Here is a 17,170-nt window from a genome sequence, read left to right as displayed (position 1 = left end):
GAATGCTTAAGAGCGGCTGCAAGACAGCCGCCGGGCAAGGGTATTCACAACGATTACGACAGACTTTCTCTGGAGAATTTATGCATTCCTCTGTTAATAAAAACGAAAGCCGGACCTTCTTCGGCCATCCTTATCCGCTCGGCTCATTGTTCTTCACTGAAATGTGGGAGCGGTTCTCGTTTTATGGCATCCGTCCTTTACTGATCCTGTTTATGGCGGCGACGGTTTACGACGGCGGTATGGGGCTTGCGCGTGAAAACGCATCAGCTATCGTCGGTATATTTGCTGGCTGTATGTATCTGGCGGCGCTGCCGGGCGGCTGGCTGGCAGATAACTGGCTCGGGCAGCAGAGGGCGGTCTGGTACGGATCGATTCTGATTGCGCTCGGCCACCTGTCGATTGCGCTTTCCGCTTTCATGGGCGACAGCCTGTTCTTTATCGGCCTGATGTTTATTGTTCTCGGCTCCGGCCTGTTCAAAACGTGCATCTCGGTCATGGTGGGCACGCTGTATAAAAAAGGTGATGCGCGTCGTGATGGCGGTTTCTCACTGTTTTATATGGGCATTAACATGGGGTCGTTTATCGCGCCGCTGATTTCCGGCTGGCTGATAAAAACGCATGGCTGGCATTGGGGCTTTGGTATCGGGGGGATCGGTATGCTGGTGGCGCTGATTATCTTCCGTCTGTACGCCGTGCCGGCCATGAAACGTTACGACAGCGAAGTGGGACTGGATTCCACCTGGAACAGTCCGGTTGCTAAGAAAAACGGTGTAGGTGTCTGGCTGCTGGCGCTGGCCGCCGGTGTGGCAATCATCGTTGCGCTGATCTCGCAGGGCGTGATCGTCATTAACCCGGTTGCCGTCGCCAGCGTGCTGGTGTATGTGATTGCGGCGTCCGTTGCGCTCTATTTTATCTATCTGTTCCTGTTTGCCGGACTGAACCGGAAAGAGCGCGCCCGACTGCTGGTGTGCTTTATTTTGCTGGTCTCGGCTGCTTTCTTCTGGTCTGCGTTTGAGCAGAAACCGACCTCGTTCAACCTGTTCGCCAACGACTACACCAACCGCATGATCGGTGATTTTGAAATTCCTGCCGTCTGGTTCCAGTCCATCAATGCGTTGTTTATCATCCTGCTGGCACCGGTATTCAGCTGGGCATGGCCGTTGCTGGCGCGTAAAAACGTGCGCCCGAGCAGCATCACCAAGTTCATCATCGGCATTTTATGCGCGGCGGCGGGCTTCGGGATCATGATGATGGCTGCCCAGAACGTGCTGAACAGCGGCGGGGCAGGTGTATCGCCATTATGGCTGGTGGGCAGCATTCTGATGCTGACGCTCGGTGAGCTGTGCCTGAGTCCGATTGGTCTGGCGACCATGACGCTGCTGGCGCCGGAAAGAATGCGCGGTCAGATGATGGGCCTGTGGTTCTGTGCCAGTGCGCTGGGGAATCTGGCGGCCGGTTTGATTGGCGGACACGTAAAAGCCGATCAGCTGGATATGCTGCCTGACCTGTTCGCCCGTTGCTCCATTGCGTTGCTGATCTGCGCTGCGGTGCTGTTCGTCCTGATCATTCCGGTTCGCAGAATGCTGGAAAACGCCCAGTCTAAGACAGAACAAAAACCGGTATCACATGCCTGATGGCGGGTAAGGTGTTTGTCGAATACCGCTAAGAATCAATAAGGCCGGTCTGATGACCGGCCTTATTTTTTTTAGATTTTCGTTATACGTTTGCCGTTTTCATCAATAACTGCTTCACCGTCTTCCTTGGTGAACGCGCCACGTTGCGCATCAGGCAAGATTGCTAATACCTCCTCAGAAGGGCGGCATAACCGGGTGCCCAGCGGCGTGACAACCACCGGCCGGTTGATCAGAATCGGGTACTGCAACATGAAGTCGATCAGTTGATCGTCGCTGAAATGATTGTCTGCCAGTTTTAATTGCTCATACGGCTCGACATTTTTGCGTAACAAGGCCCGCACGGGAATACCCATATCCGCAATCAGTTTTACCAGTTCTTCACGGGCCGGTGGGGTTTCAAGATAAAAAATCACGGTTGGCTCAGCGCCGCTGTTGCGGATCAGCTCAAGGGTATTGCGCGATGTACCACAGGCCGGGTTGTGATAAATAGTGATATTGCTCATCAGGAGGTTCTCTTTTTCAATCTTAGTGTGAGGTCAGGCGTTAAACATCCGTTACAGCGCCACAGACAACCGCAGCGCTAAAGCTGCCAGCGTGACAAACAGCACAGGCAGAGTCATGACAATACCCACCCGGAAGTAATATCCCCAGGTAATCGTCATATTCTTCTGTGACAACACATGCAACCATAACAGTGTTGCCAGGCTGCCAATCGGGGTGATTTTTGGCCCCAGATCGCTGCCGATCACGTTGGCATAAATCATCGCCTCTTTAATGACTCCCGTGGCTGTGCTGCCATCAATCGACAGCGCCCCGATCAGCACGGTCGGCATATTGTTCATGATGGAAGAGAGGAAGGCGGTGATAAAGCCGGTTCCCAGCGTAGAGGCCCATAAACCCTGTTCTGCCAGCTGATTCAGCACGGCAGACAGGGCGTGCGTCAGCCCGGCATTACGTAAACCATAAACCACCAGATACATACCCAGCGAGAAAATGACGATTTGCCACGGCGCGCCGCGCAGCACTTTGCCGGTATTAATGATGTGACCTTTCCTGGCGATAATATAAAGGATCAGTGCGCCGACAGCGGCGACCAGGCTGACCGGTACGCCGAGGGGTTCAAGACCAAAGAAACCCGCCAGCAGAAGGATCAGAACCAGCCAGCCTGCTTTGAAGGTGCTGGCATCGCGGACAGCCTCAGCAGGCTGTTTCAGCAGAGAAATATCGTAAACCGGCGGGATGTCTTTGCGGAAAAACAGGTGCAGCATGACCAGTGTTGTCGCAATGGCTGCCAGATTAACCGGGCCCATGACGGACGCATATTCCGTGAATCCCAGGTTGAAGAAATCAGCCGAGACAATATTCACCAGATTTGAGACGATCAGCGGCAGGCTGGCAACATCCGCGATAAACCCGGCTGCCATGACAAAGGCTAATGTCGCGCCGCGACTGAAACCCAGAGCCAGCAGCATCGCCATGACAATCGGCGTCAGAATCAGTGCGGCACCATCATTGGCGAACAGGGCAGCGACCACCGCGCCCAGTAAAATAATCCAGGTAAATAACAGACGCCCGCGTCCGTTTCCCCAGCGTGCAACATGCAGTGCCGCCCACTCGAAGAAACCCGATTCATCCAGCAGCAGGCTGATAATGATAACGGCAATAAAAGTGGCCGTTGCGTTCCAGACTATTTGCCAGACAACCGGAATATCACCCGGGTGAACGACACCCGTCAGTAATGCCAGACCCGCACCCAGCATGGCGCTCCAGCCAATGCCCAGCCCGCGGGGCTGCCAGATAACCAGAATCAGGGTGAGTAAAAAAATAGTACCTGCCAGCAACATGATCGACTCCCTACATATTTTTTATAGTGAATGTGTTTATGGTTTTAACATGAAACCGGTGACTTATTATTCAGCTTGCGGCGTATGTTTTCGCGGTCACAGTTCCATGCAGAATCGATAATCGCCGCTGACCATGCAGGCATTTGTGGTGAGAGGCGGTAATGTACCCATTTTCCTTCCCGGCGGTCTGTGACCAGTCCGGCTTCACGTAACAGCGCGATGTGACGGGAGATCTTGGGTTGTGATTCCGCTGTTGCGGCACAGATATCGCAAACGCAAAGTTCTCCTGATTCCCTGAGAAGCATCACAATAGTCGAGCGCGTTTCGTCGGCAAGCAGTTTAAAAAGCTGCGCAGGCTGTAACATATTGAGTCCCGTTGTGGATTAGTAAAACATATGCTAATCCATATATGATGGCTTTCAAAGCACAGATTTCAGAAATGAACTCAGGGAAATATGGCGCCTGCTTTAGGTGCGCATAATCATGATTATGTTAAATATAATATCAGATTCCAGAAATCGGAATCCTGGCAGGTTTGCAGATTGCGCTGACGTCAGCGCTAAGTGCATGAGTGATTGACTTTAATTTCAATAATAAGAAAATGTTTCTTTTCGCGCGACGACCAGACATCACCGGAGTTTATCATCGCTTTTTCCCGTCATTTTCCTTGCGTCACCGCCGTCAAAAACCCTGGTGCCGTTGTGGCTTTTGCGCTGTTACTGGTGGCTGGCTGTGCCTCGACACCGCCAAAATCACTGGTGACGCCGCTGCCGCCAGTGGCGAAGCACCCTCTTCCTGGTCAACCTGTGCAGAGTCATGAACCCGTGCGCGGCGTCTGGCTGGCGACCGTTTCCCGCCTCGACTGGCCACCGGTTAATTCGGTGAATGCTGGCAGTGCGTCTTTGCGCATCAGCCAGCAGCAGCAAGCGCTGACTGCCAAGCTGGATAAGCTTAAAAGTCTGGGCATCAATACGGTTTTCTTCCAGGTAAAACCTGACGGTACTGCGTTCTGGCCTTCAAAAATTTTGCCGTGGTCAGATATGCTGACGGGTAAAATTGGTCAGGATCCGGGTTATGACCCGTTGCAGTTTATGCTCGATGAAGCGCACAAGCGCGGGATGAAAGTCCATGCGTGGTTTAACCCTTACCGTGTGTCTGTGAACACCAAACCTTCGACTGTGGCGGAACTGAATCAGACATTGCCACTGCACCCTGCCAGCGTGTTTGTGCTGCACCGCGACTGGATCCGAACCTCCGGGGATCGTTTCGTGGTGGACCCTGGTATTCCTGAGGCGCGCGACTGGATCACCAGCATCGTGGCGGAAGTGGTGGCGCGTTATCCTGTCGATGGTGTGCAGTTTGATGACTATTTTTATTCCGAATCACCGGGTTCCTCGCTGGATGACAGCCTGACGTTCCGGAAGTACGGTCAGGGTTACGCTTCTAAAGCCGACTGGCGGCGTCACAATACCCAGATGCTGATTGAGCAGGTTTCACGCACCATAAAACAGCTGAAACCAGGCGTGGAATTTGGCGTCAGTCCGGCGGGTGTCTGGCGTAACGTGTCGCATGATCCGGCAGGTTCACAAACTTCCGGCGCAGCGGCTTACGATGAAGCCTATGCGGATACCCGCCTGTGGGTGCAACAAGGTTTGCTCGATTATATTGCACCGCAACTGTACTGGCCATTCTCCCGCAAGGCGGCGCGTTATGACGTGCTGGCAAACTGGTGGGCAAATGTGGTCAAGCCCACACATACGCGGCTCTACATTGGTGTGGCGTTGTACAAAGTGGGTGAACCGTCCAAAAATGAACCGGACTGGATGGTCAGCGGCGGCGTGCCGGAGCTGAAGAAACAGCTCGATATGAATGAATCCGTACCGCAAATTAACGGCACGATTTTGTTCCGCGAAAACTACCTCAACCAGCCGCAGACGCTGGACGCGGTCCGTTACCTGAAAAGCCGCTGGGGAAGCTGAAATAAGACAGTAAGGCACCGCCTGAACACGCAGGCGGTGCCTTTTTTATTGCGCGTTAAACCTTCATATCAGAACGTGTAATTTGCGCTGACCGAGACATTGCGCGGTTCACCGTAAACGGCGTAATCGCTGAGCCACGAGTAGTACGTGCGGTCAAACAGGTTGTTGATGTTGGCCTGCACGGACAGCTGTTTTGTCACCTGATAACGCGTGAACAGGTCCACCAGCGCGGTGCTGCCCTGCGATACACGATGCGTTTCGCCGTCCGGCCCGGTGGCATCCTGGAAGGTGCGGTTCTGCCAGTTTACACCGCCGCCGGCGGTCAGATCCGGCATCATCGGTAGCTGGTAGCGGCTGAACAATTTCAGCTGGGTCTGCGGCATATTGCTGTTGAGACGGCTGCCGGTTTCGTCTTTCGCGACATAACGCGTCGCACCAAAGGTCATTTGCAGGTTGTCGGTCACCGCGCCGTTGATCTCAAACTCAGCGCCTTTGCTGACGGTGCCGCTGACCGAGACATACGCCTGCTCGCTGGAGCCGTTAACGTAATTGCTGCCATCTTCCTGTGCCACGTTATCCTGTTCGATACGGAATACTGCCATTGTGGCGGTCAGACGACCGTCCATCCACGCGGATTTAAGCCCGGTTTCGTAATTTTTCCCGGTGGTTGGGGACAGATAATGGCCGTTAATATCGCGGTCAGTCTGCGGCTGGAAGATGGACGTATAACTGGCGTATGCCGACCAGGTGTCGTTGATGTCATACACCAGACCGCCGTATGGCGTGATGTTGTTCTTGCTCATGCTGCCGCTGCTGCCATTGGTGCTCCATTGGGTATAACGTGCGCCAACGATCAGCGAAAGCGGATCCGCCAGTGAGAAGCGGGTGGCAAAATAACCGGCTTTCTGGCGGATGACATCGTCCGCATTCAGATACCAGTCTCCCCACTCCGGCTCGCTGACATTGCCGTTCCAGCTGTTGCCAAAACTGCCAATTGTGTCGCTGTCGAGAGAACCGTCTGCGCTGTAAGTCTGGTTGTGCTGGCGGCTGTAACTGACGCCAGCCACCATCTGGTGCTGACGGCCAAACAGTTCAAACGGCCCGGTGGCGTAAGTGTCGAGGGAATCCACTTTGCGCGTGCCACGGTCTTTACTGCCAAAACCGCTGAGACCAGTGCCCGTCGTGTGATCCGGGAAATCCATCAGATACAGCAATTTATCATTAAACGTTTGCTCGCCATGTGTGCCGTTTACACGGAATGTCCAGCCGTTATCAAAGTCATGTTTAACGTTGGCGAACACTTTACGCGACTGAATAGCATAATTCGTCCAGTCGGCGGAAGTGTTGGTACTGCGGTCATAATGCGTGCGCGAGCCGTCTGTGTACCAGGTTGGCAGGCCGCCCCAGGTCGGGTTGCCGGTGTTATTTTCCTGATAATCGTAACCGAGCGACACGGTGGTGTTATCGGTCACATCGGCATCCACCACGCCGTAGAAGAATTTTTTACGCTTGTGATAGCGATCCAGCCAGCTGTCCTGATCCTGATAACCGGCTACCACGCGCCCGCGCACCGAACCTTCCTGATTCAGCGGGCCGGAAGCATCGAGCACGTAACGCTGTTTGTTCCAGCTTCCGTAACTGGCGCTGATATCGCCGGTGAATTCTTTGCTGTCGGCGTGTTTACGCACCATGTTGACAGAGGCGGCCGGATTGCCCGCCCCGGTCATCAGGCCTGTGGCGCCACGCACCACTTCGATGCGGTCATAAATCGCGGTGTCTTCGGCGGCATCACCAAAGTTCCAGGTGTCGCTGACGGACGTTGGAATGTCGTCGTAAGTGTAATTATTGATGTAAAAACCGCGGGAGAAATAGGATACGCGTTCGCTGTCGATGACTTCCGTCGAGATGCCGGTGGTGTTATTCAGCACGTCCCCCACCGACTGGAGGTTCTGATCCTGCATGCGCTGTTTGGTGATCACACTGACCGACTGCGGAATATCGCGCGGCGTCAGGTTCATTTTGGTGCCCGCAGTGGTGGTTTTGACCGCGTAATCCTGCCCGTCGCTGGCAGCGGCGGTCGCCGAACCTTCAATCACCATATCCTGCTGCGAGCCGGATGCGGCGGTATTCGCGGTGCCTGTCGTCCCACTGCCGGTTTCAGCGGCCTGCGCCGGATTCACCAGAACAAAAATCGCCAGCGCCAGTGTGGAAACCGTAAATGTTTTTCTTACCTTTAACGCACCCTGCTGCACGTCATATACCCTGCCATTCAAAGACATAACACATTCCCATAGCAATTTTTTTAAGGGCGAGTCTGTTTCTATTTATTGTTTTAACCAGAACAGCTCGAAATGAGAATGTGAATAGTAATTATTAACATTAACCCTGTCGCGCAGAGGATTCATCTTAATAAGTAACAAATTATGAATGCAAAAAAATTCAGAGGAAAATAAGAACCCGGCGAAGAACTTCACCGGGTTTAATGATGAGGCAAATTGCTTTACGTCCGCACCAAAGCCCGCGACTTATCCAGCAGGAAAGGCCGCAGGTAACCGACAGTATTGGAAAGCAGAATCACGTCCTCGGAAAGGCGAATACTCAGCACGTCCGTCAGGTATTTTTTACGGGTGACCATACGCTGCCAGACCTCCGGGAACTGCGTTTCCAGCTCTTTTCGCAGTGATTCATCTGCCAGCCCTACCGTATCTTCGATGCTGCTGCCACCATAGCCGGGTAATGACGGAATAATATCAATCTGAAACAACATGCCACTTTCAAACGGGATCACTGAGCCACCGTATACCGGAGAACACAACCACTCCTCATCTGCAACCAGATGGCCGGGATTGAGATGCCAGTGATAGATGCTCTGTGGCAGCGTTTGCTCAACAAGCTGATAAAGCTCGCCGCCGGTCAGCCCGATGCGCAGTGCTTCAAGCCAGGTTACTACCGTGTGGTAATAGGGTATCGCGAGCCGCTGCAACCAGTCCGAAACCTCTTCCGGTAATTCATTTTCCGCCGCCACCACATACGCCGCACGGCTGGTGAGGCCTCCTTTGTATCCGGCGGTGAGCGAAAACTTATCGCCATGCCGGATAGTTTTGTCGGAAGGATACAGATTCGCATGGGCGAAACGCTCGCCCGTCGCGGCAATCATAATCACGTTCCCGTGCTGGCCTTCTCCTGCCAGTAACTGACCGATTTCTTTTTCTGATTTGCCGGGTGCAATCGTATCCAGCGCCGCAAGCACCTGAGTGGAGGCCAGGTTGGCGCCGTATTCATAAAACGCCACTTCATTAGCGGTATTAATCCGCCGCGCACCATTTTCTGGCGAGGTAAACAGACCGGTGGCGTTGACCACATCTCCAGCCACGCCCGCGGCCTTTCGGACTGCGTCGAGGACAAACGCGGGCACATCAAAGGTGGTTTTATCCGTGACAGGGTCACATCTGAACAGTTTCCAGCCTGCAATGCCAACGTGCTGCGCGTCAGCAATACCGGCAGATTTAAGCAAATCGTGCAGCGGCTGATGATGTTTCATCGGCTGGTTGGGCAGGGAAAACACCGGCGCATGCAGGCAGCGACCCGCGTTGCGCGCATGGGGAACCAGTTTCAGATTTTCATTCCCCATAACATAAGTCAGTTCACCGGTCGCGCGCACCACCAGCAAGGCTTCTTCAAAGCGCGGGATAAAACCCGCAAGATATTCGAAATTGCCGCCGTGTTCTTTGTCGGCATAAATCACCAGGCTGTCGAGCTGATGCTGTTGCATCGCGTGAAGGATATGACGCAGGCGTGACGCCATGGTTTCATCGGATAATACCGGGGTGGGAATGTGAGGGTAAGTCGCGGGAGCCGGGAGGGTTTTCAGTGAATACTCATGTTCAGCTTTCATTGCGTGTCCTTTTGCATGGCGGGGGAAAGAGGATTATGCCCCAAACGGCCTCTTAAGGCCGCATTCACCGGACAGGGAACTCTGCTAAATTTAAGGTAATTCCCTGCTGTTGCTGCCTGACGAGGTTAATAACGATGGTTACCGAGAGTGATAAGGGCAAAGACCTCAGTCAGGCTACCGCTGAGCTATTTGCCGAACTTATTCCCTATCTCCAGTTCCGTACTGTCCCCGCGGGCTCGCGCTTCCATCTGTATGAGAGGGGGGAATTTTATTGTTATTTCATTCGCAAAGGCTGGTTTAAAACCTTTCATAACGACGAACCTGTGCTGATAGGCACGTTGTCAGTGCCGGGCATCATTGGTATTGGCGGTGCGGTGCCCTCAGAGGCCAGAATGTTTATTCAGGCGCAGGATGAATCTGAGATTGCCGTCTCCACCGTGGCGGAGATGCATGCCCTGATTGATCGTCTGGAGTTGTGGGAGCCAATGGCAAAGCACTTTTTCAGGATGACCAACAATCTCTATGTCAAAAGCACAATGCTGACGGCACCAACATCCTATGAAATTCTGCGCCACCAGCTCATGGAACTCATGAAAGAACCGCCGGAAATACGCGAAAATATTCCTGCTGCCCATTACATTCAGCTTAAGACGCACCTTTCACGCAGCACGATCATGAAAGTGCTTTCACAATTGAAACAGGGGGGATATGTGAGGCTCCACAACGGTATTCTGAAAGAAGTGATCCGTTTGCCACTGAAATACTGAGCGTGGTATCAGGGGGGAAGAAAGCGTGCCGTTACGCACGCTGTTCTCTCAGTTACGCGGCTTTTACCGCACGGACTTTTTTGGCAGTGGCAGGTTTTTCGGCAACATTTTCTTCGGCAGCATTTTCTTCAGCAGCCACGTTTTCTGCGACCACTTCTTCTGCTTCTGCTTCTGCTGGCGTTTCAGCAGCGGGCTGGTGTGCGATTTCTGCTTCCGGCAATTTGCTGGTGCGCAGAATATGCTGGACGGTGTCTTTCTGCTCGGCGAGGTGAAGTGCAATGTTTTCCGCCAGTGCTTCATCCATCCCGATATTGCTCTGTAACAGCCATTCAGTAAAAGCATCCGCCATGTCCAGCATCTTGTCGTAAGCGTCTGCTTCTTTCTTATTGGCAAAAGTCATTTTCTCTTCACCTTTTCTGACCACAACAAATTTTGTTTCAACAGCCATGATTCGCTCCTTATACTGTAATTATATACAGCATACCAATAATCAGTGCAGGATACATCATCCGGCCTGATTTTTATAGTGCGGCGCGTCAAAGGCCGGGCACATACCCTGGCAACTATAACGCGGGTGAATTTCTCAGCGTGAGCCGGTAAGGTAGAAAACGACCTGTTTTCAACGAACTTGTGAGGTTCCCGTGACAAACCTGAAAGCTGTATGCAACTGGACCAAAGACACTTATCTGATCACTACCGATTTTCAAAAACTGGATATTCCGGCAATTCACGCCTACCTGACCCGGTCAAGTTGGGCGCCGGGCATTGACGAACAGACGGTGCGCGCTGGCGCAGAAAACAGCCTGAACTTCGGGTTGTTCGACGACGGAAAACAGATCGGTTACGCCCGCTTTATCACGGACTACGCCACCTTTGCTTACCTGTGTGATGTCTATGTGCTGGAAGATTATCAGGGGAAAAATCTGGGCGCATGGCTGATCGAATGTGTGCAGTCGCATCCGGTCACAGCAAAACTTCGCCGGATGGCACTCTTTACTTCTACCGCGCCGTGGTTGTATCAAAAGTTTGGTTACACACCGGTTAACGAACCTGACTACACCTGGGTCATCACCCGGCCAGGAATTTACCTGAACAAAGACGGGTAGTTCAGGCTTTCCTGAACGCACGGCTGGAAACAGAAACTGAATTCTGGTCAGGGTCTTTCGCATTGGTGAACTCATCGCCGTCGGCCTGATGGCGCGGGCCACATTCCGGACCGTTCTATATACAGGCAGCGGCTTTGAGATTTTCAGTCACCATCCGCACAAAGTTATCGCGAATGACATCTTCATTCCGGGCGTCCCATGCAATCCCCACCTGCCAGCGCGTCGCAGGGCCGGTGAGCGGAAGTATTTTCAGCTCCGGCGGCGCAATATGCACGACGCTTTCGGGTAGCAACGCCACGCCGATCCCGGCCGCTACCAGTGCGACAATAGTCTGGATATCCTCCGCCAGTTGAACCGATGAAACATGAAACAGATTCTCCTGTAAAAAACGGTCTGTCTGCGCATTCAGCCCCCCCGCCCGCTCAGTATACAAACGCAGTAACGGACGGTTCCTGAGCCTTTCACTCATATCCTCGCCGTTATCTTCAGACACCACCAGCACCAGTTTATCCTCAAACAGCGCGTGGTAACTGAGCGGTGCAGGCGGCGGGACACGCACAAAACCAATGTGCAGTTCCCCGCGTTGCAGCATGTCGTATTGCTGCGCGGAAGGCAGATCTTCCAGCGTGATATCCACGCCGGGATATGCTGCGCGGAATTTCGCAATACATTGTGGCGCCAGGATGAAACTCGACAGGCCGAATCCGGCAGCCAGCAGCCCTTCTCCCCCCTTTTCAACCTGGCTGGCATGTTGCATAAACGCGGCCATTTGTCGCAATACTTTCTCCGCTTCCGGCAAAAGCCGCTGGCCTGCGGCTGTCAGCGCACTGCCTTGTCGTCCGCGGGCAAAAAGCGCCACGTTCAGCGTCGATTCCAGCAGATTGATCTGTTTGGTGAGTGCCGGTTGTGAAACGGAAAGCGCCTGCGCTGCCTGCGCATAATTCCCTTTTTCAGCCAGTGTGACAAAAGCCCTGAGCAAACGTGTGTTCACTTTATATATTCCATTGGGTTATCAGATTTGGAAATCATTTCATTATAAAGTTATCAGTCGCATTGCTCTAATACCAGCGTCAACCGAAATCCCTGAAGACGTATGGAGAAGATCATGTCGGACCCCAAAACACTCAAAGCAGCGGTCATTCAATTTCAGCATCAGGCGGGTAACAAAAAATATAACCTGTTAATTATGGAGCGTTTTATCGAAAAAGCGGCTATTGAAGGCGTCAATATTTTGGCCTTTCCGGAAATGTGTATCACCGGTTACTGGCACGTGCCCAAACTCGATGCTGCTGGCGTTCAGGCACTGGCGGAGCCAGCCGACACCGGCCCCTCTGTTGCGCTGATCCGCTCGCTGGCCGTGAAACATCAGATGCTGATTGGCGCCGGATTTATCGAACGTGCCGCTGACGGGCGTCTGTATAATGCCTACGCCGCCTGCATGCCTGACGGTTCGTTACACATCCACCGCAAAATGCACGCCTTTGAGCATGAGGCTTTCAGTTGCGGCGACAGTTATACCGTGTTCGGGACCCCCTGGGGCGTGAAGGTCGGGATCCTCATCTGCTGGGACAACAATCTGGTGGAAAATGCCCGTGCCACCGCCCTGCTGGGTGCAGATATTTTACTGGCACCGCATCAGACCGGCGGCACACATTCACGCAGCCCGCACGGCATGAAACCGATACCGCTGGCATTGTGGCAGCAGCGTGCTGAACGCAAAGAAGAGATTACCGCAGCGTTTAAAGGTCCCAGCGGCCGGGAATGGCTGATGCGCTGGTTGCCCTCACGCGCTCACGATAACGGCATGTTTATTTTGTTCAGTAACGGCGTCGGTGCCGATGATGATGAAGTACGCACCGGTAACGCGATGATCCTCGACCCTTATGGCCGGATCGTCGATGAAACCTGGGTTGCTGCGGATGCGATGGTCAGCGCGGATCTGGATTTATCGCTGATCCCGATGAGTACCGGCAGGCGCTGGATGGCAGGCCGCAGACCCGATTTGTATCATATTCTGACTGAATATCAGGGCTATGAGCGGGATGCAATGACTGCACGTTTTTCTGAGGAATTACCGGGGCTCCCAAAACGCTAAATCACCGTGGATTGATGAAGCGAAAAAGGCTCCTTGCGGAGCCTTATTCCTGATCCAACAGCGATGTGCCATATGAATTATCGATGGTACACAGCCAGCGACCGTCCGGTTCATGGCGGAAAACATAGGTGGCACGGCGGGTAGTGGTCACCTTTCCGCCCTGTCCGTCGGGAAAATGCAGCACCGTTTCCATGATCACCAGCGCATCCTCTGCCCCTTCAATCACCTGCATTTCGCCCTGTTCTACCACCAGCTGATCCTGAAAATAATCCGAGATGGCGATAAAGGCTTTGCGGATGTCGGTTTTGCCGCGGGCAATCATGCCCGGTTTAATTACCAGCGCCGCCTCTTCGGCATAATGCGCCATCAGTGCGTCAAAATCCCTGACGGATATGGCTTTGTCACAGGCTTCGATAACCTGGCGGATCGGGTGTGTACTCATCCGTTAATGTCCTTTTGCTGAGTTCCAGAGTAAAGAGATACCCGCCAGAAATAACATGATGTCGATCAGGCGGTTGAAGGATGTCTCTGACATCTTAATAACAAATTTTTTGCCAATAAGCATCCCTGTCGTCAGTGCGCCACCCACCAGCAAGCCGCTCAAAAACACCGGCCACGGCATTGCACCAATCACGCTGAACGCTGAGGCTTTGGCGAAATAAATCGCGAACGAGGCGGCAGCCTCGGTGGACAGCAGCGCGCCTTTCACCAGCCCGTACCCGGCGAAAACCGGAATGGTCAGCGGGCCGGTTGAAAATACCACACCGGTCAGAAACCCTGTCAGCGCGCCTGCCATCGCCAGTTGCGCACTGCTGAGGGTAAAAGCCCGGCAACGGGCGTAATGACGCAAAGGGATCAGCAACAAGAAGAACGCGCCGATACACATATTCGACAGCGTGGCGGGCATTTCCCACAGGGTATTTGCGCCGAGAACGGCGGCGGGAATGCCGGGCATGGCGTACAGCAAAAATGCCCGAATGTTGATGTCTTTGCGCCAGAGAAGCACGCGGGAGATATTGCCGACAATAGCGGCAATCGCCATCACCGGAATCGCAGTTTTCGGGCCGAAAGTATACGTCAGCGCCGGCAACAGCATGATGGAACCGCCGGTGCCGACAACGCCGCTGATCACACCCGCCAGTATGCCCGTCAGAGCAATCACCACATACATCACGTCACATTTCCTTTTCTCAGGGGGAATGCGGGCGATGATAGCGTTTAGGAAATGGCGTAACCCGTGATAAAAAGTCACATAATCGTGATTAAAAAGGAACGACCATGCATGCCCTTCCCCCGATAACGGCCCTCCGCGCCTTTCTTGTCGCCTGTCATGCCGGGAGTTTTACCGCCGCAGCGCAGGAGTTATGCATTACGCACGGCGCGGTAAGCCGCCATATTCAGGGGGTGGAAAAGTGGTTTGGGGTGAATTTATTTCGTAAAGAAGGCCAGCGGCGGGTGCCGACACCTTATGCGCTGACGCTGGCACGCGAGCTGGGCAGTGCGTTCGATACCCTGTCGGATATCGCCCTGCGCTACGGTAATGGCGGGCGGAATAACGTGTTCAATGTCAGCGTGCCAACCACCATGAGCCTGAAATGGCTGCTGCCTCGCCTTGATGATTTTTATACGCAATTTCCTGAGGCAAACCTGCAAATCTCTACGGCCAATACCGAGCAGTTACACATTGTGGGGCATTACGATTTGCTGATCCGTCGTGAAACCGGTGCCACGGAATATTCCGCGATCCCTTTTCTGGCTGATACCCATTGCCTGATGGCCGCCCCGGCGCTGCTCAAACGCTTTCCGCTGGAGACGCCGGAGGACGTGCTGAAATGTCCGCGCATTGAAACCCTCACCCGTCCCGGACACTGGAATTTATGGCTGGCGGCGGCAGGGCTGGAGAAACCGCCGGTCAGCGGCTTTCGCCGTTACGATCATTTTCACGTTTCGTTGCATGCGATGCTGGAAGGAATTGGCGTCGGGCTGGGGCCGGTCAGTACGTTGTCGGCGGAAATCCGTCGCGGGAATCTGATACCGCTGTTCCCGCAGATTACCGTCGCGCCCTGCCATTACCACGCCCTGACGCCAGTGGGCGTGCAGAAAACCCTGCTCCACCAGGCGTTTGAACGCTGGCTGGTGGCCCAGGGTGAATGCGGCAATCAGTCGTAATTCTCACCATATAAACCAATCAACCGCCGCACGACGCCGTTGGTCCAGCCGAAACCGTCCTGCAGCGGATATTCCCCGCCGCCGCCTTCGCGGGATGTGTCGCCTGAAATGTGGTATTTCTCAATCAGTTTATGGTGTTGCTGATAATACTGATTCACGGTTTTCAGCCAGTTACGGGCAATTTCATCGCCCAGCACATCATTGCCGTATTGCTTAAAGCCCTGAATCGCCATCCATTGCAGTGGTGCCCAGCCGTTGGGTTTATCCCATTGTTGACCGGTTTCATATTCTGTCGCCATGATGCCGCCGGGTGTGAGTAAGCGGGTACGCACTGCGTCTGACAGACGTTCGGCCTGATAATGGCTGGCAAGTCCGACATACAAAGGCACCACGCTGGCGGCGGAAAACAGCGCCATTTGCTGACGGTGCCAGTCGTAATCACGGAAACAACCTTCGTTGTCATCCCACAGATAACAGTTGATGGCCTCGCGGCGTGTTTCGGCTTTCCGGCGGAATAACGTTTCGGTGACTTTATCCCCTTTCAGTCCGGAAATATTGGCAATGGTACTTTCCAGCTTGTGCAGAAACGCATTCAGATCCACCGGGATAAATTGCGTGGTGCGGATGCTGGCGAGACGATGCCCGTCACGCAACCAGCGCGACGAATAATCCCAGCCGGATTCCGCGCCAGCACGCAAATCGCGGTAAACCTCATTTGCCGGGCGGCTCGAAAGTTTCGCGGTTTCGACATCTTCGCGCCACGATTCATCGCGCGGTGTGTCCCTGTCATCCCAGTAACGGTTGAGCAGCGTGCCATCCGGCAGGCAAACCACATGCCGGTAAGCCTGATTCGGCGCCAGAGAATCCGCGCCGTCCATCCAGAACTCATATTCCATTTTCAGATGGTCAAGGTAACGCCGCGCACCGCGCACGCCGTCTTCCTCGAACAGTTCGACCATCAGCGCAAACACCGGTGGCTGGGAACGGCTGAGATAATACGTGCGGTTGCCGTTAGGAATATGGCCGTACATCTCGATAATCCAGGCGAAATTATCCGCCATGGTGCGCAACAGATCATTACGGCCACTTTCCGCCAGCCCTAACATCGAAAAGTAAGAATCCCAGTAATAGGTTTCACTGAAACGCCCGCCCGGCACCACATAGGCCTGGGGCAACGGCATCAGTGACGACCAGGGCACGTGGTCTTCCGGCTGGCGCGTGAGCACCGGCCACAGTTTGTCGATGTGCTCTTTCAGCGAATCGCCGGGGTCGGAGACGTATTCATCATCACGATGTTCCGGCAGCCAGAAATGCGCGTCCACAAATCGTTTCAGGTTGAAGCCCGGATGGTTTTTTATCCGCCGATAACGCAGCAATATGTCCAGCGGATCCATTTTCGGCGGGCAGTCGGGAAAGGTTTTGCTGTCCTCGAAAAGCCCTGAAGATTGCACACTGGTAAACAATTCCAGATAACGGTCGGCAGGCGTTAAGGCATCAGAAGGCGGCAAACCTTCGATCATCCCCGGCTCCGGTTCCGCATCCATCATCCGGTCAAGGATCAGTTCAATGGGCTCGAGCTCGCTCAGACGCGTCTCTTCGCTATCAGCGTTTTCGCTGTCAAACAGCGCGTTTTCATTCGTCTGGTAATTCGCATTTTGCATATGCAGCAAGCCTCTTGCTT

At 53.8% G+C, this 17,170-nt stretch carries 16 protein-coding genes; 6 read left to right on the top strand and 10 right to left on the bottom strand.

Features of this window, described 5'->3' with window-relative positions; translation table 11 throughout:
* Positions 1-80: 80 nt before the first annotated feature.
* Positions 81-1,634: a peptide MFS transporter gene (locus AC1DUO_RS09685; RefSeq protein WP_013578298.1), complete on the top strand. Its 1,554-nt coding sequence runs from the start codon at positions 81-83 to the stop codon at positions 1,632-1,634.
* 71 nt (positions 1,635-1,705) lie between these two features.
* Here AC1DUO_RS09685 and arsC read toward each other — a convergent pair whose 3' ends face one another.
* Genes arsC through AC1DUO_RS09670 form a run of 3 tightly spaced genes read right to left on the bottom strand, consistent with a single transcriptional unit; the run spans position 1,706 to position 3,843 of the window.
* Positions 1,706-2,137 (bottom strand): glutaredoxin-dependent arsenate reductase, encoded by a 432-nt coding sequence (gene arsC / locus AC1DUO_RS09680; protein ID WP_037032937.1) that lies wholly within the window; start codon positions 2,135-2,137, stop codon positions 1,706-1,708.
* A gap of 51 nt (positions 2,138-2,188) precedes the next feature.
* Positions 2,189-3,478 carry an arsenic transporter gene (locus tag AC1DUO_RS09675; RefSeq protein WP_119262291.1) on the bottom strand — a complete coding sequence of 430 codons (1,290 nt, stop codon included), beginning with the start codon at positions 3,476-3,478 and terminating at the stop codon, positions 2,189-2,191.
* A 44-nt stretch (positions 3,479-3,522) separates the two neighbouring features.
* The gene (locus AC1DUO_RS09670; RefSeq protein WP_013578301.1) at positions 3,523-3,843 is read right to left on the bottom strand and encodes a metalloregulator ArsR/SmtB family transcription factor; all 321 of its coding nucleotides are present in this window, start codon (positions 3,841-3,843) and stop codon (positions 3,523-3,525) included.
* A 279-nt stretch (positions 3,844-4,122) separates the two neighbouring features.
* Here AC1DUO_RS09670 and AC1DUO_RS09665 point away from each other — a divergent pair, with 279 nt between their 5' ends.
* Positions 4,123-5,457 (top strand): glycoside hydrolase family 10-like protein, encoded by a 1,335-nt coding sequence (locus tag AC1DUO_RS09665; RefSeq protein WP_477987176.1) that lies wholly within the window; start codon positions 4,123-4,125, stop codon positions 5,455-5,457.
* Between the two features lie 68 nt (positions 5,458-5,525).
* On the opposite strand, the gene fhuE is transcribed toward AC1DUO_RS09665, so the two are convergent.
* Both fhuE and AC1DUO_RS09655 read right to left on the bottom strand, forming a co-directional pair.
* Positions 5,526-7,736 (bottom strand): ferric-rhodotorulic acid/ferric-coprogen receptor FhuE, encoded by a 2,211-nt coding sequence (gene fhuE, locus AC1DUO_RS09660; RefSeq protein WP_477987158.1) that lies wholly within the window; start codon positions 7,734-7,736, stop codon positions 5,526-5,528.
* A gap of 221 nt (positions 7,737-7,957) precedes the next feature.
* Positions 7,958-9,352, bottom strand: coding sequence for a M24 family metallopeptidase (locus tag AC1DUO_RS09655; RefSeq protein WP_119262290.1), 1,395 nt, complete (start codon positions 9,350-9,352; stop codon positions 7,958-7,960).
* Positions 9,353-9,486: 134 nt separating this feature from the next.
* Here AC1DUO_RS09655 and AC1DUO_RS09650 point away from each other — a divergent pair, with 134 nt between their 5' ends.
* The gene (locus AC1DUO_RS09650; protein WP_013577710.1) at positions 9,487-10,119 is read left to right on the top strand and encodes a helix-turn-helix domain-containing protein; all 633 of its coding nucleotides are present in this window, start codon (positions 9,487-9,489) and stop codon (positions 10,117-10,119) included.
* 52 nt (positions 10,120-10,171) lie between these two features.
* On the opposite strand, the gene AC1DUO_RS09645 is transcribed toward AC1DUO_RS09650, so the two are convergent.
* Positions 10,172-10,567, bottom strand: a complete 396-nt coding sequence (locus AC1DUO_RS09645) for a YebG family protein (protein WP_013577711.1) — start codon at positions 10,565-10,567, stop codon at positions 10,172-10,174.
* Between the two features lie 193 nt (positions 10,568-10,760).
* Here AC1DUO_RS09645 and AC1DUO_RS09640 point away from each other — a divergent pair, with 193 nt between their 5' ends.
* Positions 10,761-11,225, top strand: coding sequence for a GNAT family N-acetyltransferase (locus AC1DUO_RS09640; protein ID WP_013577712.1), 465 nt, complete (start codon positions 10,761-10,763; stop codon positions 11,223-11,225).
* Positions 11,226-11,340: 115 nt separating this feature from the next.
* On the opposite strand, the gene AC1DUO_RS09635 is transcribed toward AC1DUO_RS09640, so the two are convergent.
* On the bottom strand, positions 11,341-12,216 hold the full coding sequence (locus AC1DUO_RS09635; protein ID WP_119262289.1) for a LysR family transcriptional regulator: 876 nt from the start codon (positions 12,214-12,216) through the stop codon (positions 11,341-11,343).
* A gap of 114 nt (positions 12,217-12,330) precedes the next feature.
* On the opposite strand from AC1DUO_RS09635, the gene AC1DUO_RS09630 reads away from it, so the two are divergent.
* Positions 12,331-13,320: a nitrilase family protein gene (locus AC1DUO_RS09630; protein ID WP_014416479.1), complete on the top strand. Its 990-nt coding sequence runs from the start codon at positions 12,331-12,333 to the stop codon at positions 13,318-13,320.
* Positions 13,321-13,363: 43 nt separating this feature from the next.
* Here the strand turns inward: AC1DUO_RS09630 and AC1DUO_RS09625 are convergent, their stop codons facing one another.
* A complete protein-coding gene (locus AC1DUO_RS09625; protein WP_013577715.1) occupies positions 13,364-13,762 on the bottom strand; it encodes a YybH family protein in 399 nt (132 codons plus the stop codon).
* Between the two features lie 3 nt (positions 13,763-13,765).
* A complete protein-coding gene (locus AC1DUO_RS09620) occupies positions 13,766-14,491 on the bottom strand; it encodes a sulfite exporter TauE/SafE family protein (protein ID WP_013577716.1) in 726 nt (241 codons plus the stop codon).
* Positions 14,492-14,598: 107 nt separating this feature from the next.
* Between AC1DUO_RS09620 and AC1DUO_RS09615 the strand changes: the two genes are divergently transcribed.
* Entirely contained in the window at positions 14,599-15,489 is an 891-nt protein-coding gene (locus tag AC1DUO_RS09615; RefSeq protein WP_013577717.1) for a LysR substrate-binding domain-containing protein, read from the top strand.
* Here AC1DUO_RS09615 and AC1DUO_RS09610 read toward each other — a convergent pair.
* Positions 15,480-17,150, bottom strand: coding sequence for an alpha,alpha-trehalase (locus AC1DUO_RS09610; RefSeq protein WP_013577718.1), 1,671 nt, complete (start codon positions 17,148-17,150; stop codon positions 15,480-15,482). The genes AC1DUO_RS09615 and AC1DUO_RS09610 overlap by 10 nt on opposite strands.
* Between the last annotated feature and the right edge of the window lie 20 nt (positions 17,151-17,170).

This window comes from Rahnella sp. P4_A8, assembly GCF_056402435.1.
This window is presented reverse-complemented; position numbering and strand designations above follow the sequence as displayed.